The following is a 20,412-nucleotide window of genomic DNA, read 5'->3' on the forward strand; positions in this document are numbered from 1 at the left end:
ACATTGTTTAACGTTATTATTACTGGGCAGACTACGGTTTATGTGCCGTCAACATGCCCTCTGTCTAATTTATTCTATTGATAAAGTGCAATCTAGCAACGCTATCATAACTTTTCCTTATATCGTTATAAAAGTTACAAGCATACTGCACTTTTCTAAAATATTAACCGTCTTATGATTATCTACTCAATGATAAATCAACATGATTTCGACTTTTTTATAATATCTTTTCGCGTTATTTAAAATTTCCATAACACGTTATTAACAGTATTTAATTCTAACATACTTTTGACTTCACTTCTGTGTATATTGTTTATTTTAACAAGCATCTTTTTCAAAAATTCTCAAACAAAACTCAAACAATCCAAAAAAAGCACACCTTCAAAAGGTGTGCCTATATAATCCACATTATTCTTCAATAATTTTTGGGCTGTCTGATACGGCTTCAACATAGTAGGTCTTAATCTTATCACCGTGTTTGACTTTAATTTCCCAATTGGCTTCGAGTACTTGTACGTTCGGCTCTTTAACAACGGTATAGTAGCCAAGTCGTGCATTGGTTACTTCATCATTACGCTTCAAGTAACGATTATAATACAGTGCTTCTATGGCGCTCTTAGCTGAATTCACTTGTTTCTTATCGTTATTCGCACCTTCAGATGGCGCAATCGATTTCATTGCGGTTTGCTTATAGCTCGTTGCTTTACCATCATTCGTAACATTAAATTCAAGTCTCGCTTTATTATTGTTCATAATCGGATAGTCATGATACGTTTGTTCAAAGGTCACTTTGTCGTTATCAATATTACTCATTTCGTAATCCTTACCTTTATAGACATTGTCTTTGACGTAGGATTTTAATGCGGTATATTGATCATTTCCGACATCGACCGCATTATTGATTTCGCCTTTTGCTCTGGCATCGGAATCTTCACTTGAGATCTCAGAGCGTGATTTTGCATAAGATGAAAAATCAAATGACCGTGCAGTCAATAATTGCATTTTCAAACCTTTAACACTTGGAAGGTTATCAGGAATTGTAATTTCTTCTTGTTTAAAATTCACAGCATTTTCTTCTTCGCTATCATTGATATGCGATTTATTCACCTTATCAATATAAATAATCACTAAGCTAATATTGACTAGAATAAACACGAAAATAAATAAAGTTTTGGCTCGTTTCCAGTTCATTTATTCTAGCCTCCCATCTTCGTATGCACGCCATTCACCGTTATATTGTACATACCATTGTGGTTTAAATTCGCTATTGCGTTGAATTTCAATATCACTTTTATCTGGTTTTTCTTCCATTCTGTAACCAATCGTCATGTTCGTCACATCTTCAAAGTTAATTTCTGGGTTGTTGGCCAACTCTGAACGTACCGTTTCAGCACCAGGCAATTTCGTTTCATTTCCGCCACTGTCAATTGTGACATTGGCTTTAAGCAATGCACGTGCATAGCTGAAGACGCCTTTATCTCCCCAAGATACTTTGATATTGTTTAAATTTTCATCGTTAAATGTTGGACGACCGTTTAAGAACATTTGATAGGTAAGTTCCCCATTTTTATTATCTATATTGAATAAACGATAATCATCAGTAAAACCACCGTGGTTATTAATATAGTCATAGGTACTTGGTATACTATCTTGCATGTTAGTTGAACGGTTTTCATCTTCTGAGAGGTTAGTATAACGATACTTTTCAGTTTCATCATTATAATTCGCCACACCTGTATTATTGTTATAGGTTGCGGTACCGCTCTTCGTACTACGTACAACGACAGAATCATTGAATAATATAGAGTTCATCGTATCAACACTGATGCGGTTGTAAATCGTATGATATGATTTCATCGCTTCTGGTGATTTTGGTGCAAAGATATGTGTCGCTCTATCAATCGTATCTTTATTCGTTATGATTTCTGAGTATGAATTCATTTTTTTATGTTGTGATTGCATCACTTTTTTAAAGTTATTTAATTTTGCGGAAGTGGTCATACGCACAACGTTATGTCTATCGCCACTAATCGCATAAAGTTTCACATTGCCATCTTTGTTATTGTCGATGATAAGTCGATCGAATTTAAAATTATTCGGTACTTTGGCATCGATATTCAGCGCTTGGCCTAAGTAAGTTGCTAATGGCGTGTCATAGCTGAAATCAAGTACGAGAAACTCATCCGTTAAATCTGGAATGATTAAGTTGTGGTTGCTGTGCATTTGTTCCGCATGCAATACGCGATGGTTCTTTAATGGCTTTAATATGGTTTCGATATTTTGCTTTGTCGCTTCCATGCCTTCAATCTGGTCACCTTTAGAGTGAACCACTTGATAGGGTGTAATGACTTGATCCATACCTTGATTCAACGGTTTGCCAATTGTATTGGGCTCATAATCTTTGCTGTTGCTACCTTGGTTATCTACATTGGCTAAATCAGGTGAGAAATTCCAAGTCATATAGGTTAACACGACGCTCATTAAGACAAGAAGGATGAGGATAATCGATTTAATTAATTCTTTACTCCGCATCCCAATCACCATCTTCTAGAACTTCACAAGGAAGTGTAATAAAGATTGACGTGCCTTGTCCTTCTACGCTGTTTGCCCATATACGACCGTTGTGTGCTTCAACGATTTCTTTAGAGATGGCTAAGCCTAAACCTGTACCACCCATTTTACGTGTACGTGCTTTATCTACACGATAGAAGCGGTCAAATATTTTATCTACTTTATTAATTGGAATACCAATCCCATTATCTTTCACACGAATGGTCATACGATTATATAACGCATTCTGTTTCACGTGAAACTCGACACGTTTATCGCCACGAGAGTATTTCATCGCGTTCGTTATGACGTTGTCAAACACTTGGGTCATCTTATCTGGATCGATTTCCGTAAAGATGGTTTCGGTTGGTATTTCACGCACAAATGTCGTATCTTTTGCTGACATTTCATGGCGGTTAATGATTTTATTAATAAACATATTAAAGTCGACAATTTCTTTGGTAATTTGCTCTGATTCATTGTCCATTTTAGATAATTGTAATAGGTCATTAACAAGACGAATCATACGTTCTGTTTCTTCACGTGTAACGGATAGAAATTGTGGTGCTAATTCGCCATCTTTCCAAGCACCACTTTCGAGTGCCTCGATATAACTGTTCATGGAAGTCAGTGGCGTACGCAATTCGTGTGAGACGTTCGCAACGAATTCACGGCGTTCGCGTTCTACTTGTTGTTGTTCTGTTACATCATGTAGCACGGCAATATAACCTGTCACAAAACCAGTTTCTTGTACAATCGTACTAAAGTTAACCCGGGCAATAATACCTTCATTTTCATTAATATCTAATAAGAAGCTATCATTATTTTCTTGAATTTCATCTAATGAGAAATCTTCTTCGAGTTTAAGCACTTTAAGCATGTGGTCACCGATAATGTCTTCTTTCATTGTGCCCATCATAGTTAGTGCCATGTCATTGACAATGCGCACACGGCCACGACGGTCGGTTGCAATGATACCGTCACTCATATGTGTGATAACAGAATCGAGACGGCGTTTCTCACTTTCGGTATTCGCTTGTGCTTCTTGAACACGTTTGGACAGATTGTTAAAGGCGAGTGCGAGCTCACCGATTTCATCGTTACCGTAGATTTTCACACGTTGTGTATAGTTACCTTTAGACATTTCAACGGTTTGGTTCCGCATGTCTGTAATCGGCTTTGTAATGGTACGGGCAATAAAGAAACCGAGTATCACGGTAATCAATAGTGATATCCCTGTACCAACGATAAAGATTTGATTGATATTGCTCAATTGGTTATACACATCATTGATGTCCGCTTCGATATAGACATCACCAATTGTGCCATCGTTTGATGTTTTCACAGGCAGGTTGTATACCCACACACGTTGTTTACCATTACCGTAGTCTTTTAATACGGTATGGCTATTGATTTCACCGAGTGACAGCGCCTTTTGAATGGAGTTGTCATTCGCTTTTTGATTAATTAGACTACGCGTAGACTGCTTTGAAGTAGCCATGATAATCTGATCTTTATCTATAAAGCGGATTTCTTCTATTTCTTGTCTATTCGCATACTCATTAAGTAAGTTCTGAACTTCTTTTTGAGCATTAATTGCATTATCTTCGTCATAGACTTTTTCTATATTAATTTCAATTTGTTTCGCGTATTGCGAAATATTATTTTTAAATGTTTGTGTTAATTCTTTTTCTAGACTATTCGTAAAATATAAACCGATAATTTGCATACCGATTATAATGAGTAATACATAGACAATAACCAATTTCGTGTGTAAGGACTGAAAATGTTTAAGCCATTTCATTAATATGTGCCTCTATTCATGTTGTTGGAGGAAATATCCAACACCACGACGTGTAACAATATATTCTGGATGAGATGGATCATCCTCGATTTTTTCACGTAAACGACGAATTGTTACGTCTACTGTACGTACATCACCAAAATAGTCATAACCCCAAACAGTTTGTAATAAATGTTCACGTGTCATTACTTGTCCCATATGTTTAGATAAGTAATGGAATAATTCAAATTCACGGTGTGTTAATTCGATATCATCGCCACGTTTTTTAATAGAGTATGCATCTGGATAGATGACGATATCTTTAATCGTAATTTCATTGGACGCATCATTAACTTCTTGTGCTGGTTGTGAATAATGACGACGTAAGTTGGCTTTAACACGCGCGATTAATTCACGTGTGCTAAATGGTTTCGTCACATAGTCATCTGCACCTAGCTCAAGACCTAATACTTTATCAATTTCTGAGTCTTTCGCTGTTAACATGATAATTGGCATTTCGTATTTTTTACGTACTTCACGACAAACTTCCATGCCGTCGCGACCAGGTAACATAATGTCTAATAACACGATGTCTGGTTCTTCATCATAGATTAAATCGACTGCATCGTTACCATCATAGGCACAAAATACTTCGTAGCCTTCTTTTTTCAAATTAAATTCTAAAATATCAGCAATTGGTTTTTCATCATCGACTACAACAACTTTTCTAGCCATATTTATAAACCTCATTTCTATATTGTAGTACATTTACATTAAATTCTACGCATTTCCCTATAATACAATTTACCATTTATGGCGCTCTAATTCTATTTTTCCAAATAAAAATTTAAAATTGTATATTGTAAAATTATAACATTATCCCGATTAAATGGGTATTCATCGAGTCATCATAGGTATGCCTAATTTAAACAATCTTCCTGTATCATTCTAATTTATTGCTTATAACACAAATAAGGGAGCGCACGCGTCACCTAATATGCATTAGATGACGTATGCTCCTCCCTCTGTGGTGCTTTATATTTATCTAAAACTGTATCATTCCGTTATTTATCACGTGCGTGTCGACGCAACGCTTGTTTCAATGTTGAAAAGCCTCATTGTCATAGCTTACTAATCACTGTAACGGATGCTTAGACACTTTTCTGTTTCTTAACGAATAATGAAAGTATAAAACCAATCACTGTTAATGCAGTGATAAAGAAAAAGGTAAACTGTACGCCATGTGAAAGTATGATTTCTTGGCTTACATTCGGATTAGCAGCGCCAAATGATTTCATTGCTGTTGTATAAAGCGTAATGGCGATAGCTGTACCTGCTGAACCACCGACTTGTATTAATGTCGTAATGGTAGCTGAACCATCTGCGTATAAATCGTGTGGTAGTTGATTTAAAGCGTTCGTTTGTGCTGGCATCATTACCATTGTGATACCAAAGAAAAGTACCAAAAACGTAAGAATAATGGCCCAAACTGGTGTGGATGCAGAAATAATAAGTGCAAACGTCATTGCAGCGATAAACATTAATAAATACCCGATAATGCCGAAGTACCTCGCACCAAAGCGGTCAAACAATGAACCGACGACCGGAGACAATACTAAATTGACTGCGTTACCAGGTAATAACGTTAAACCAGCAATCACTGAACTAAATAGTAAGGCGCCTTTTAAATATAAGGGTAATAAGATGCCTGTTGATAAAATACATAAGATCGTAATAAATACCATAGCTGCCCCAAGGACGAACATAGGATATTTAAAGACATTTAAGTTAAGCATTGGTGAGTCAATTTTAAATTGACGTACAACAAAGATGATTAAGGCTAGGATACCGATGACTAATGGTAGCCAAACGATAACATTTGTGAAGGCCGCTTCTGCCATTGAACTTAATGCGAAGATTAATCCAGCAAATCCAATCGTTGATAAACAAATGGATAGGATATCGATTTTAGGCTTCGAAATCTCTCCTACATTCTCAGTATTTGTAAAAGCTAAACCTAAGACGACTAAATATAACACTGCACTGATCCAGAAGATGTAGTGCCAACTAGATGCGGAAATAATGACACCTGAAAGTGTGGGGCCGAGTGCTGGTCCTGCTGTAATAACCAGTCCCATGATGCCCATAACCGCACCACGTTTTTCAATTGGGAAGATAAGCATCAAAACCGTAACCATAATAGGTAATAAAATACCTGTCCCTAACGCTTGAATCAAGCGTCCCAATAATAGTAAACCGAAGTTAGGTGCAAGCGCGCCAATAACTACGCCTAATAATGATAATAAAATACCTGAAACAATTAGTGTTTTTGTGCTAAACCATTTAATAAGGTACGATGACGCTGGTACTAAACAAGCCATGACGAGTAAGTACCCTGTCGTTAACCATTGCACCGTTGCCGCTGATACTTTAAAGTCAGCCATAATATCGGTTAATGCCATATTGAGTGCTGTTTCACTGAACAGTCCCATAAATCCACCAATCATTAAGACCAGTGCAAACATTTTCGGGCTTTTTACGTTTACTTGTGTTGCCATTTGATATACTCCTTTTTGATGGTAAATGAAGTATAAGTATAAATGAGAGTGTTAAGTATGGATGAGACAAATCAACTACTGTTTCCATAATCATCGATTGCTTTCTTCTACTTAATTCATCTACATAAGTTATGACTTATTCCTATATTTCCATTGAATTTTTATTATGCTAAGGATGATGCATGCTATATAGAAGATGTTTGATGTTACTCAAGATCCCTTTGTAAAGAAACTTTATGCCACATACCCCTGAATTCAATCCATCTTTAAGTAACATTGTTTCATCATTATGCGACAATCTTCTATATAAATGCTCTAGCTATTTATGTAGTCGAAAAGACTGACCAACTTACTTTAGCAAAATTTCGCTATTATTGTCAACCTAGTTGACAATAATGAATTGCAAAAAAATTAGAGTATGTAACGTTGTGTTTATCGTTTTATATACTCTAATTATTCATCTGGCTTATCATTTTCTAATTGCCAGTCTGCTTGTAACAATTGCTCTAAATGTGCAACTTCTGACGCACCGATCACTTGACCAATATGTTCAATGATGTGTTGTTTGTTTTTAATATATTTCTCATAACACATGATACCAAATTCCGTTAAGGTTACACGTTTTTCTTTCTTATTATTGGGCACACTTTCAATTTGAACAACTTGTTTCTGTTCTAATTGTTTCACTGCTTTATGGATTGCCTGACGCGTTAAATTGATCTTGTGCGTGAGTTCTGCAAAAGTAGGCTGATCATATTTAATGATCATAATTAAATACCATTCAGAACTACCAAAATGAACCTGAGGTAATTGTTGTGCCGTCATATATTCTACTTTTTGTCTTAAGTCATGGTGTCGATCACTGATGAGGTTAATCAAATCTGTTTCTTCTATATGCTTATGATTTGTCATTTATTTACTCCTCATTTTAAATTTCATTTCATTGTAAAAAAGTTTATTCATTCATTAAATAGGTTCCAACCAAAACATACGATAAAGTATTGCTCATCCACCATATTACAACATGATATAAAAAATTATCTAGCAAAACTTATACATTTCTATATTTACGCATAAAAAAACCCATCCTATTGGATGGGTTTATACGGTCTCGACGGGAATCGAACCCGCGATCTCCTGCGTGACAGGCAGGCGTGTTAACCGCTACACTACGAGACCTAAAAATGGTGACTCCTACGGGACTCGAACCCGTGTTACCGCCGTGAAAGGGCGGTGTCTTAACCGCTTGACCAAGGAGCCTGTCTTAAGCACAAAATAAATTATATCAACTCTTATACCGGATGACAAGCTATTTTTTTAATTTTATTAGTATAATTTTCTATATTAATTGTATAAAGTTCAAATACGGTGCTAAAACGCTTAAAAAGTCTGTCATATTGGTATGGCAGCACATTCATTTTTATCATTTCAGTCACTAAAATATGAGAAATTGATATTTTTTAAAAACTATTAAAATTTAAATCTTTTTTGTTTTCAACACTTTTTGATAAACTAGTTAAATAAAATATGAGGAGGGCTTATGATTGGCTAAGGTATTATTTATTAATTCAGGATCCATTGGACATCTTAATCCTACGATTGCCGTGTGTAAAGAACTTGTGGCGCGTGGTGAAGAGGTGGTTTACTACATTGGAAATCAATATCAAGACAAGCTAAAAGATACGGGTGTGGAAATACGTACACTACCAACAGATGAGATTATACAACGCTTTACAGCATACGGCTCTGGCAATTTATTCCACGTCGTCAACGGCTTATTGAATATTGCGGATGTAATACTTCCAAAGATTTTGGAAGATACGAAAAATGAACATTATGATTATTTAATTTCTGACTCCATGTTTAGTTTTGGTAACTTAATTGCGCAAAAATTACATATTCCTACCATTTCGTCGATTACCTCTTTTGCACATACTGCAGAAACGTTTGAAGCGGCACTCAACTATAATGCACAGGCGTTATCAGAAACAGAAATGAATGACGTAGAAGACACTTTTAATCATTTACAACAGCATATTCAAACAACCTATGGCGTCGAGGTTAACTCACGTTATGAAACAATGAATAATCCGGGGGATTTCAATATTGCTTATATCTTGGAAAAATTCCAAATAAATCCTGAATTATTTGATTCAGCACATTATCGTTTTGTTGGACCATCTGTGATGCAACCACAGTCAACGGATTTTATGAGTCAAGTTGATCAAAGCCGACCAATAGTTTACGTTTCCCTTGGCACGGTATTTAATCAAAATATTGGTTTCTTTAATCAATGTTTTGCCGCGTTAAAAGATCTTGATGTATCTGTCATCGTATCGATTGGTGAAGCAAATAACGCGGCTGACTTTGATACAGTCCCTGATAATGTATTATTGAAATCCTATGTACCTCAGACAGAACTATTACAGCATACAGCACTTTTCTTAACACATGCTGGAATGAATAGTACAAATGAAGCATTATTAATGTATGTGCCTTTATTGGCTTTTCCACAAAATGCGGACCAACCGCTCGTTGCGCAACAAATTGAAAATATCAACGTAGGTCAACAACTGAATTCTGAAACTGTCACAACCGAAGATTTGAAAGCAAAAGTTGTGGAAATGTTACAGAATCGCGCAACTTATCAAGCACAGATTAAAAAAATCAAGCAAACACAAGCCTTGGATCAACCTGGTTACGTAACGGCAGTTGATCAAATCCTCACTTTTCGCGATCATCACATAAATCATTAATATAGATAAACAAAAAACCTTGTAGATGTACCATCCACTCATTGTGTGATGACATCTACAAGGTTTTTATAATATCTAATCTACAATCTTACCATAGTGATTTTAATAGGTTTGTTTGATTACGGTCTGGACCTACTGAGAAGATTGAAATCTTCACGTCACATAATTCAGAAATACGTTCTAAGTATCTACGCGCATTATTAGGTAATTCTTCTAATGAACGACAACCTGTCACATCTTCTGTCCAACCTGGTAATGTTTCAAAAATTGGCTTACAACGTTGTAAGTCTTTCAAGTTAGCTGGGTATTCCGTAATTTCTTTACCGTCTAACTCATAAGCAGTACAGATTTTAACTTCTTTAAGGCCTGTTAATACATCAATTGAGTTAATAGATAAATCTGTAATACCACTTGCACGACGAGAATGACGTAATACAACTGAGTCGAACCAACCTACACGACGTGGACGTCCTGTTGTTGTACCGTATTCACGACCTACTTCACGGATATGGTGCCCATCTTCGTCAAATAGTTCTGTTGGGAATGGACCATCGCCGACACGTGATGTATAGGCTTTACACACACCGATAACTTTAGAGACGAATGTTGGACCTACACCGCCACCGACAGTCACATTACCTGCAACTGGGTTACTTGATGTAACGAATGGATATGTACCATGGTCGATATCTAACATCACACCTTGTGCGCCTTCGAATAATACTTTTTCGTCAGCTACAAAGGCATCATCTAAAACTTTTGCAGTATCTGTCACGAATGGTGCTAAACGTTGACCAGCTGCATAATATGTTTCAAAGATTTCTTCAAATGTTGGACATGCTTTGCCAAACATCCCTTCGAAGTATGCACCTTTGTATTCAATATTATCTTTTAATAATTTTTCAAATGTTTCTTTATCTAATAAATCTGCGACACGGATACCAATACGTTGTGCTTTATCTACATAAGCTGGACCGATACCTTTTTTCGTTGTACCGATTTTATTATCTCCGCGACGTTCTTCTTCATATTCATCTTGTTTAATATGATAAGGTAAAATAACTTGCGCACGGTTTGAAATGCGTAAATTATCCGTTGAAATACCTCTTTCGTTTAGCGCGTCTAATTCTTTTAATAGTGCTACTGGATCGACAACGACACCATTACCAATAACTGCTAATTTTTCTTTATAGAAAATACCAGATGGCACTAAGTGTAATTTATATGTTTCTCCACCAAATTTAATTGTGTGGCCTGCATTGTTACCGCCTGAAAAACGTGCAATAACATCTGCTTGTTCTGCTAAGAAATCTGTAATTTTACCTTTACCTTCGTCTCCCCATTGTGTCCCAACGACTACTATTGATGACATATGAGCACCTCCAAGTTTTCTCGATTAACCATTACGTATTTTACCAATACACCAACCATATTGCAAACCAAAAATCGAACATTAATTTATTTATATTTTGAAAATTTTGATGGTGTTCAAAGTGGAAAGAGATACAGTTTAAATCCAGTCGCACCAAGTATTAAGACCATTTTTTACATTTATAAGGACACATACTTACCGCGAATACACGGCAATAAACACAAACAAAAACCGTACAATGAAATACGTATTTGTATTGTTGTACGGAAATTAACAAGAAAATTATTTTTTTACCTTATCCAAAATCAGCATGTGCATAATCTATATCTGTAAATTTATTATATTGTTTCATAAAGTGTAACTTAACGGTGCCTGTAGGGCCGTTACGTTGTTTCGCAATAATGATTTCAATTTCACCATTATCGTCATTCGTTTGTGGTTCGTAATTTGAATCATCATCTTCGTCTTCATCTTCGCCACGATTGTAATAATCATCACGATATAAGAAGGCTACGATATCGGCATCTTGCTCGATAGAACCCGACTCACGTATATCACTCATCATCGGACGTTTATCCTGACGTTGTTCTACACCACGAGATAACTGACTCAATGCAATCACAGGACATTCTAATTCTCTGGCAATCGCCTTTAAAGTACGTGATATTTCTGATACTTCTTGTTGTCGATTGTCAGAAAAACGAGAACCACTACCTGAAATTAACTGTAAGTAGTCAATAACAATCATGTCTAAGCCATGTTCTTGTTTCAAGCGACGACACTTTGAACGAATATCTGTGATACGAATCCCAGGTGTATCATCAATAAATATCTTTGTACGTGATAATTTACCTACAGCAATTGTGAAACGATTCCAGTCTTCCTCAGTCATCATACCTGTTCTTAAGCGGTTCGAATCCACATTGCCCGAGCTACAAATCATACGTGTTGCTAACTGGTCTGCACCCATCTCTAAAGAAAAAATCCCTACAGAAAAATGATCTTCATGTGTTGCCACTTTTTGTGCAATATTAAGTGCGAAGGCAGTCTTACCTACCGAAGGACGTGCTGCTAAGATAATTAAATCGTTACGGTTAAAACCCGCTGTCATTTGGTCTAAATCGCGATACCCTGTTGGAATACCTGGCGTTTGACCACTGTTTTGATCTAATAGTTCTGCATTTTCATAAACATCACCTAAGACATCTCGAATGTCTTTAAATCCATCACTTTCACGTGTGGATGATAGTTCTAATATACGACGTTCAGCATCGTTAAGTATCGTATCTAGTTCCAGTTCATCATTATAGCCATCGTTCGCAATACTATCCGCAGTTTGAATTAATTTACGCTTCGTGGCGTGTTTAAACACAATTTCCGTATAATATTGAATATTACGTGTGGTCGGCACATTACTTGATAATTCTGCAAGATATTGAGGACCGCCCGCTTCATTCAATCGTCCTTCTTGGGATAACTGATCCATAATGGTAACGACATCGATATCTTTATTATCTTCACTGAGGTTCATCATTGCTCTGAAAATGTGCTGGTGTGCCCCTCTATAAAAGGACTCAGGAAGTAATACTTCCTGAGTAGTGTTGATTAATTCTGGATCTATGATAATGGCACCTAAGACAGACTGTTCAGCCTCATTACTGTGTGGCATTTGATTTTGTTCGTACATTCCATCCATTCCATCCATTGCGCTTACACCTCATATCTCAATCCGTTATTATTGTTCAACTGTGTGTACACGAATTGTACCTTCAACTTCTTTGTCTAATTTAACTGGTACGTTAGTGTAACCTAATGCATGGATACCATTTGGTAAGTCCATTTTACGTTTATCAATCTTAATGTCATGTTGTTGTTGTAATGCTTGTGTGATTTGTTTGGTACTTACTGAACCAAATAATTTACCGCCTTCACCTGTTTTAGCAGATACTTCGACTTCAATCTCACTTAATTGTTCTTTTAATTTTTTAGCATCTTCAATTTCTTGTTGACGTTCTGCTTCAGCAGCTTTATTTTTTTGTTCTAATTGTTTTAAGTTACCTGGCGTTGCTTCAACTGCCATGTTTTTCTTCAATAAGAAGTTATTTGCGTAACCAACTGGTACGTCTTTAACTTCGCCTTTTTTACCTTTACCTTTAACATCTTGTGTGAATATTACTTTCATGAATTTTCACTCCTACTCATTTGTTCTGTTATAGCTTGTTGTAATTTTTCAATTGCTTCATCAACAGTCACATCTTTTAATTGTGTGGCTGCATTCGTTAAATGACCTCCACCACCAAGTGCTTCCATTGTTAACTGAACATTGACTGCACCAAGTGAACGCGCAGACATACCTACGACATTGTCTTCTCTTCTTGCAATTACATAAGAAGCTTCTACACCATCTAAACTTAACAGTTCATCGGCAGCTTGTGCAACTGTAACAGGATGGTAGATTTTCTCATCTGAACCATGTGCAATGGCAACACCATTATCTTGTAGTTTCACTGTTTGAATCAATTCAGTACGATTAATATACGTATCAAGGTCATCTTTTAAGAAATGTTGCGTCAAGATTGTATCGGCACCATGTGCACGTAAATAACTTGCCGCATCAAATGTTCTAGAGCCGGTACGTAATGTAAAGTTACGTGTATCTACAATGATGCCGGCAAACATGACCGTTGATTCTAAACGTGTCAGACGCTGTTCTGTTGGTTGATACTCGAGTAATTCTGTAACGAGTTCTGCTGTTGAACTTGCATAAGGTTCCATATATACAAGTAATGGACTCGAAATGAAACTTTCACCACGTCTATGATGGTCAATGACTACTTTACGATTGGCTTTATTTAAAATATTTTCATCGATGACCATTTCTGGTTTGTGCGTATCTACAACGACAAGCGTTGTCTTGGAAGTCATAATATCCCATGCTTCATCTGAAGTGATGAAACGATCTTTAAGTTCTGGTTTTTCATTTACCGCATCCATAACACGTCGTAACGTCGGATCGATATCAGATTCATTTAAAACGATATAGGCATCTAGGTTATTCATCATCGCAAAACGGGATACACCGATTGCTGCACCAATTGCGTCTAAATCGGGACGTTTGTGCCCCATGATAATCACTTTGTCGCCTTCCATTAAGATATCTTTAAGCGCATGTGAGATAACACGCGCTCTTACACGTGTACGTTTTTCCATTGGGTCAGTCTTACCACCATAGAAACGTACATTACCGTTCATGTGTTTAATCGCAACTTGGTCGCCACCACGACCGAGTGCTAAATCTAGGCCAGATTGAGAAAGTTCTCCAAGATCAATTAGATTTTCAGAACCTTCACCCACACCAATACTTAATGTTAATTGCGCGCGATAACCTACGCTCTTTTCACGTAATTGGCTTAAAATACTAAAGTTAGTTGCTTCAATTTCGTTTAAAATATTTTGGTTTAAATATGCCACGAATTGATCCGAACTATAGCGTTTAAAGTAAATATCATGTTCCGTTGCCCATCTACTGATGACGCGCGTAACCATTGAGTTAATTTCTGATTTTTGCGTATCATTCATATTTTGGGTAATTTCATCATAATTATCCAAGAATAATGTCGCTATAATTGGTTTAGATGATTCATATAATTCATTTGTATAGACTTCTTTTGTAATGTCGAAGAAATAAAGCACGTGTTCTTTTTCTGAATAACGCACACGATAGTGGTATTCATTTTCATTAATTTCTATTTCTTGTGTTTTTTCTAATTGTTTTAAGATATTAGGATATACTTCGTTGACTGGGTCGGAAATTACATTACGATTTAAACGTTCCGACATAAATCTATTCATCCACTCTATGTTTTCATTTTCATCTAAGATAATCATTCCGATAGGTAGATTTTTAATTGCGATATTACTACCTTCAGAGATATGACCACTTAAATTGTCCACATAGCTGTCTAATTTTTGTAAAGCTTGTCTTACCATAAATGCTGTCCCTATAATAATAATCACTAATACAATCGTCGCTATACCTGCTACGAGTTGGTTAAAAACAAACCAAACTACAACCAGCGCAATTGCCGTGAGCGTCATAATTACAAATGGTAAAATCAACGCTTTTTTAGTGGATTGACGGTTCATTCTTCCACCTCAAATCATTTTTTAATGATACTTTTTAAGTTAAAACATAAATCGATTACACCCAGGAGACTTACAATATGTGTTAATGGCATTAAAATTGTCCCTATAACCATTAGTAACACAGTAAGTACGAGTGGCATTGATTTTGCTTTGCCGAAAAAGTGAATAACACTTAACCCCTGAATATACATACATAATGATAACACAATTTCAAAATTTAAAACGATACTTTGGAAAGTACCAGCTTGGCTTGCAAACATAACACAAATCAAGACAATAATATATATCCATAATAATGAACGGCTCATCTGCCAAGCATATAATGGTTTAAATATTGGTGTAGCGATTTTGAATTTACGTAAAATTGGAAAAGTAATAATTAAATTGATTAAAATAAGTAGAAAAACTGCAATGATTACCATACTTGGTAACTGAACTGCCAATTGACGGAATCCCTCTTCGAGCATTTGTTTATACTCGTTACCAACTGAAGCACCTGAAATAACCTGATGCATTTGATCTTTTATTGGGTTCATTAAAACTGTCGCGCTTGGTATCTTATCAAACGTTTGCAGTCCCATAAATGCAATTAATGAAATCATACTAATATATGTAGTCGTTATATATAGTATACGTTCTTTAGATGTTCTTTCTTTTAATAATTGGCCAACAACGAAACTCGTAATGAGCACGAGGACCATGATACTTAATACAAATATATTACCCAGTAAAGTTGTTAATACAACCGTTACGACAGCTGTCAATCCGAATGATTCAATTGATTTATGCCATAAGATAATGCCAGGAATTGTCGCAAACGCGCTCAATACAAGACCAAGCGGTGGTAATATATGCAAAGCCAAAGCGACTACGATTAGCGTTAGAATACTAAGCACAGTTGCTTTAGGATATATTTTAGAAAACAAATTCGCCACTCCCATACTATTTTTGACTATACCCTTTATTTTAACCTCTTTAAAACTTTTATACAATTATTGGCAACCCATTTTATATAGAAGTTCTATTCAGAAAATACACCTTCACTATAATCCTTAGAAATCATTGTTATATATCAATCGCTTCTTCACTAACAACAACTTATTTATATTTCACACAAAAATAGGATGTAACCAACTTGTTTCTCACCTCTATTTAGTAGTAAGAAGACAACCGGCACATCCCAAAAATTAAATCTATTTAGTTAGTTCATTTACGTTTGATTTTATAGACTTTTAAAAAGTGATATAGATTCGGCGCCCAATCATTGAAGTTAAGTAAAAATCCATCATGTCCTACATTGTCAGGAACGAAAAAATGTTTATGAAATTTAAAGCGCTCGCCGACTGCTCGAACAAGGTCATCAGGATAAAGTAAGTCATCGGTAAAGCCCATTGTCATAACCTTCGTATCTAAATTACGGAATACTTCATCCACATCATCACGTCCTCTATCGACATCATGACTATCCAAGACATCCAGCAGTGTTAAATAACATGCGTAATCAAAATGATTCATAAACTTATCACCTTGATGTTTTTGATAGGCGACAACTTGATCTGGTGAAAAGCGCTTATCGTAACTTTTAGATGATCGATAAGTTAAGAAACCCAATTGTCTAGCAATACTCATACCATTTTTAGGATCTAAATGAATGGCTTGCCTCGCTATCTCGTTAAACGCTCGACTGTAGGATGATGTTTTATCCGTTGCAGCAAGTATAACGGCTTTATCGACATTAAATTTGCGATTATATAATAATTCAATCGCTTGCATGCCTCCTAAAGAACCACCAATGAGAATATTAATGTGTTCAAATCCTAACGTTTCTATGCCTATTTCAATTGCACGTACAATGTCTCTTAACGTGAGCGTTTGAGGGAAATCAGCATCTGTTAATGCCGAACTTGAACCATACGGACTACCAATTACATTAAAAGTTAAAAATTGATAATCATTGATGGGCATATAGCCCCCATCAATGATACCTCTCCACCATCCTGGTTGATCATTTGTCCCATATGTTAAATGGTTACCTGTCAAAGCGTGACAGACAACAACTAAAGGTTGTCCTTTCAACCCCACATGTTCATAGCGTAGTTTCAAATTAGATATGAGTTCTCCAGATTCCGTTGTAAAAGGCCCTAATTCTAAAGTATCTACCGTATAATTCGTCATGATTTCCCTCCTACTTAATAAAAAACTTCTCACTCATATAAAATAAGTAAGAAGTTATGATTACTTATCATTCGAGTGTATCGTTGGTTTTAGCACCGTACTACACAGCCGGTTGCTGAAGCATCACTGGGCCAAGTCCCTCAGCTTCTCGAAATAAGATTTGATTTTAATTGTATAAAACAAAAGTATGACAGACTAAAAATCGGAAATATCATAATTTTCTAATTATTCTAATTCTAACGGATATCCTGTGTTTCATCAATGATATTCTTTAAAAAACCCATCTCAACAATGCCATAATAATAATCCCACTTAAAATCGTTATCGTTAAACTTCTTGAAACGATGGCAACTACAATCGTAGGTATCATCGTTATCAAAAATGGCATATTGATTGTGTATCCCATTACGCCCTCTTGTTGAACCAAGACACCATCAATAATCAACGCTGTAAACAATGTAATTGGGATAAAAGAGAGCCATTTGACTACACGTTCAGATAAATGAACTTTAGAAATCATCACAAACGGTATAATTCGAGTCAACCATGTCACAATTCCGCATAAAATAATAATCGTTAACATATGTATCGTTGTCGTCATCGTTCCATCACCACCCCAAGTGCTGCCGTTATTGTAGAAGCTAAAATAATCGCTAAATATGATGGCATAAATAAACTTAATCCCAACATCATCACAATGACACAAATAATCAGAACTAAGTAAATCTTAACTTTTGAGCGCCTGATTGATTCAAATTGGGAGACGGCAAGAAAAATAAACATAGCCGTTATTGCAAAGTCTAAGCCTAATACGTCTGGGTCATGGATGTATTTACCAAATAAAGCACCAATAATACATGCAATCGTCCAAAAAACATAAGCCGTTATATTCAAACCGTGTAGCCATCGATCATTAATTTTTTCGCCTTTTAGATGTGGTGTCACTGCAACCCCAAATGTTTCATCTGTTACCAATGTTGCCAACCCAATTCTATTTAGTAAACTATAATCTTTATAGCTTGGTGCAAGTGTCATACTTAATAAGAACATCCTAGAATTGACGATGAACGCAGTTAATACAATTGCGGATATAGGTGTACCTGCAATAACAAGCGCGCAAATTATAAATTGTGCTGCGCCTGCGTATACAAGCAAACACAGTAAAATAATTTCCAACAAGCTAAATCCTGAAGCAACTGCAACAATTCCAAATGATAAACCCACACCTGCGTATCCTAACAAGGTAGGAATACACGCTTTGACACCTTGTTTAAATGTTACATGCGCTTCATTTTCCATACACACCCACCCTCTCATGGCACTTCAAAAATAATATATCAATTCTAATACAACTGATTCTAAATGCGCAATATCTTCAGACATCCGTTTGTGTTAGGTTAGACTAACGATTGTCTTAAAAAGCTTAAACACACGTTGTTTATATTTATCTGAATTTTTAGAAATAATTAAGACATACCTCTAAAATATATCTGAATTCCGCCTAATCATATTTGCTATTTTATACTTTTTACACCTCCCCTACCCTTTCGATAGTGCACAAAAAAACGCATAGGACCTATTGTCGCTACGCGTTTTTAGCATTACTTTCAGTTTTTTATTTAGTCGGACGGATGACTGTTTTACCACCCATAAATGGAACTAACACTTCTGGAATTGTAACTGAGCCATCTTCATTTTGATAGTTCTCAACGATAGCTGCAAAGGTACGACCTACAGCTAATCCGCTACCATTTAAAGTATGCGCTAATTCTGGTTTCGCATTTTTATCGCGTTTGAAGCGAATGTTTGAACGACGTGCTTGGAAATCTGTAATATTTGAACAAGAGCTGATTTCTTTATAATCATTATAGCTTGGTAACCAAACTTCTAAATCATATGTTTTACTTGAACCAAAACCAATATCTCCTGTACACAAGATAACACGGCGATATGGTAAACCAAGTTCTTCTAAAATCGCTTCTGCATGATGAGTCATGTCTTCAAGTGCTTGCCAAGAATCTTCAGGTTTTTCAATACGTACCATTTCAACTTTATCAAATTGGTGTAAGCGAATAAGTCCTCGTGTATCACGACCAGCAGATCCAGCCTCACTACGATAACAAGCTGATTGAGCTGTAAATTTAGCTGGTAATACGTCAGGTGCAATGATTTCATTGCGGTAATAATTCGTTAATGGCACTTCTGCAGTTGGAATGGTATAAAGACCTTCTTTTTCTACTTTAAATAAGTCTTCTTCAAATTTTGGAAGTTGACCTGTACCATACATAGAATCGGCATTAACTAATTGTGGTACCATCATTTCCGTATAGCCATGTTGTGTCGTATGTTTCGTAATCATGTAGTTCATTAACGCTCTCTCTAATTGTGCACCGTCACCTGTCAAGAATACGAATCTCGCACCAGAGACTTTAGCTGCTCTTTCAAAATCAACCATCTCTAACTCTTCTACTAAATCCCAGTGTGCTTTATCTTCAAATTCAAAAGTTCTAGGTGTACCCCAACGTTTAACTTCTATATTATCTTCATCCGTAGCACCTTCTGGTACATCGTCGTGAATGATATTTGGAATACGAGACAATTTATCACTAAGGTCAACATCTACTTGATTTAAAGTATCATCTAGTACTTTAATTTCATCACCTAGATTACGCATAGCTGCGATTGCATCGTCTGCATCTTCTTTATTACGTTTTTTCTGAGCAATTTCTCCACTCACTTTATTACGCTCTGCCTTCATTTCTTCGGCTTGACTGATAAGTTGACGACGTTGCTCATCTAGTTCTAATACTTCATCTACTACTTTTGAATCCATACCACGTTTTGCAACTTTTTCTTTAAGGAATTCTGGATCATTACGGAATAATTTAATATCTAACATGCTGGTCATCCTTTCAAATTTCAAAATTTATTGGATAATAACACAAAAAGACCACGTCCCTGTACAAGGGACGTGGTCTACGCGTTGCCACCCTATTTAACAGTCCAAAATTAGACTGCACTCTCACTAAATAACGGCTATAACCGATTGTTCTCATATAGTAGGTAGATTCA

At 36.0% G+C, this 20,412-nt stretch carries 16 protein-coding genes, 2 tRNA genes, 1 riboswitch and 1 other annotated feature (1 of these 20 only partly in view); of the genes, 1 reads left to right on the plus strand and 17 read right to left on the minus strand.

The window, feature by feature from the left end; translation table 11 throughout:
• Positions 1–408: 408 nt before the first annotated feature.
• The 8 genes from L987_RS12305 to L987_RS12340 form a co-directional block, all read right to left on the minus strand.
• Positions 409–1,191: a two-component system regulatory protein YycI gene (locus L987_RS12305; RefSeq protein WP_047505067.1), complete on the minus strand. Its 783-nt coding sequence runs from the start codon at positions 1,189–1,191 to the stop codon at positions 409–411.
• Positions 1,192–2,532, minus strand: coding sequence for a YycH family regulatory protein (locus L987_RS12310; RefSeq protein WP_047505069.1), 1,341 nt, complete (start codon positions 2,530–2,532; stop codon positions 1,192–1,194).
• Positions 2,522–4,354, minus strand: a complete 1,833-nt coding sequence (walK, locus tag L987_RS12315; protein ID WP_047505072.1) for a cell wall metabolism sensor histidine kinase WalK — start codon at positions 4,352–4,354, stop codon at positions 2,522–2,524. The genes L987_RS12310 and walK overlap by 11 nt, the downstream gene beginning before the upstream one ends.
• Positions 4,355–4,366: 12 nt before the next feature.
• Entirely contained in the window at positions 4,367–5,068 is a 702-nt protein-coding gene (gene yycF / locus L987_RS12320) for a response regulator YycF (protein WP_002481985.1), read from the minus strand.
• A gap of 416 nt (positions 5,069–5,484) precedes the next feature.
• Positions 5,485–6,891: a DHA2 family efflux MFS transporter permease subunit gene (locus tag L987_RS12325; RefSeq protein ID WP_047505077.1), complete on the minus strand. Its 1,407-nt coding sequence runs from the start codon at positions 6,889–6,891 to the stop codon at positions 5,485–5,487.
• A gap of 453 nt (positions 6,892–7,344) precedes the next feature.
• Positions 7,345–7,803 (minus strand): MarR family winged helix-turn-helix transcriptional regulator, encoded by a 459-nt coding sequence (locus L987_RS12330; RefSeq protein ID WP_011302024.1) that lies wholly within the window; start codon positions 7,801–7,803, stop codon positions 7,345–7,347.
• Between the two features lie 194 nt (positions 7,804–7,997).
• Positions 7,998–8,070 (minus strand) — tRNA-Asp (locus L987_RS12335).
• A 6-nt stretch (positions 8,071–8,076) separates the two neighbouring features.
• Positions 8,077–8,151 (minus strand) — tRNA-Glu (locus L987_RS12340).
• Positions 8,152–8,435: 284 nt separating this feature from the next.
• Here L987_RS12340 and L987_RS12345 point away from each other — a divergent pair.
• The gene (locus tag L987_RS12345) at positions 8,436–9,647 is read left to right on the plus strand and encodes a macrolide family glycosyltransferase (RefSeq protein WP_047505080.1); all 1,212 of its coding nucleotides are present in this window, start codon (positions 8,436–8,438) and stop codon (positions 9,645–9,647) included.
• An 88-nt stretch (positions 9,648–9,735) separates the two neighbouring features.
• On the opposite strand, the gene L987_RS12350 is transcribed toward L987_RS12345, so the two are convergent.
• The 9 genes from L987_RS12350 to serS all read right to left on the minus strand — a co-directional run bounded on the left by L987_RS12350 (position 9,736) and on the right by serS (position 20,239).
• On the minus strand, positions 9,736–11,019 hold the full coding sequence (locus tag L987_RS12350; RefSeq protein WP_002481979.1) for an adenylosuccinate synthase: 1,284 nt from the start codon (positions 11,017–11,019) through the stop codon (positions 9,736–9,738).
• 295 nt (positions 11,020–11,314) lie between these two features.
• Positions 11,315–12,715: a replicative DNA helicase gene (dnaB, locus tag L987_RS12355; protein WP_047505381.1), complete on the minus strand. Its 1,401-nt coding sequence runs from the start codon at positions 12,713–12,715 to the stop codon at positions 11,315–11,317.
• 39 nt (positions 12,716–12,754) lie between these two features.
• Positions 12,755–13,201, minus strand: coding sequence for a 50S ribosomal protein L9 (gene rplI / locus L987_RS12360; RefSeq protein WP_002481977.1), 447 nt, complete (start codon positions 13,199–13,201; stop codon positions 12,755–12,757).
• A complete protein-coding gene (locus tag L987_RS12365; RefSeq protein ID WP_047505084.1) occupies positions 13,198–15,165 on the minus strand; it encodes a DHH family phosphoesterase in 1,968 nt (655 codons plus the stop codon). The genes rplI and L987_RS12365 overlap by 4 nt, the downstream gene beginning before the upstream one ends.
• Positions 15,166–15,179: 14 nt before the next feature.
• Complete coding sequence (locus L987_RS12370) at positions 15,180–16,106, minus strand: DUF2232 domain-containing protein (RefSeq protein ID WP_172606392.1); 927 nt, start codon at positions 16,104–16,106, stop codon at positions 15,180–15,182.
• A gap of 265 nt (positions 16,107–16,371) precedes the next feature.
• Positions 16,372–17,340 carry a homoserine O-acetyltransferase MetX gene (gene metX / locus L987_RS12375; protein WP_002481973.1) on the minus strand — a complete coding sequence of 323 codons (969 nt, stop codon included), beginning with the start codon at positions 17,338–17,340 and terminating at the stop codon, positions 16,372–16,374.
• A gap of 61 nt (positions 17,341–17,401) precedes the next feature.
• Positions 17,402–17,500: riboswitch (SAM riboswitch) on the minus strand.
• Positions 17,501–17,611: 111 nt separating this feature from the next.
• Positions 17,612–17,941: an AzlD domain-containing protein gene (locus L987_RS12380; RefSeq protein ID WP_011302018.1), complete on the minus strand. Its 330-nt coding sequence runs from the start codon at positions 17,939–17,941 to the stop codon at positions 17,612–17,614.
• On the minus strand, positions 17,938–18,639 hold the full coding sequence (locus L987_RS12385) for an AzlC family ABC transporter permease (RefSeq protein ID WP_011302017.1): 702 nt from the start codon (positions 18,637–18,639) through the stop codon (positions 17,938–17,940). The genes L987_RS12380 and L987_RS12385 overlap by 4 nt, the downstream gene beginning before the upstream one ends.
• 316 nt (positions 18,640–18,955) lie before the next feature.
• On the minus strand, positions 18,956–20,239 hold the full coding sequence (gene serS / locus L987_RS12390; protein WP_047505087.1) for a serine--tRNA ligase: 1,284 nt from the start codon (positions 20,237–20,239) through the stop codon (positions 18,956–18,958).
• Between the two features lie 63 nt (positions 20,240–20,302).
• Positions 20,303–20,412, minus strand: a binding site (T-box leader); it runs 79 nt beyond the window's last position.

The organism is Staphylococcus sp. ZWU0021 (assembly GCF_000798895.1).
Lineage (GTDB): Bacteria > Bacillota > Bacilli > Staphylococcales > Staphylococcaceae > Staphylococcus > Staphylococcus saprophyticus.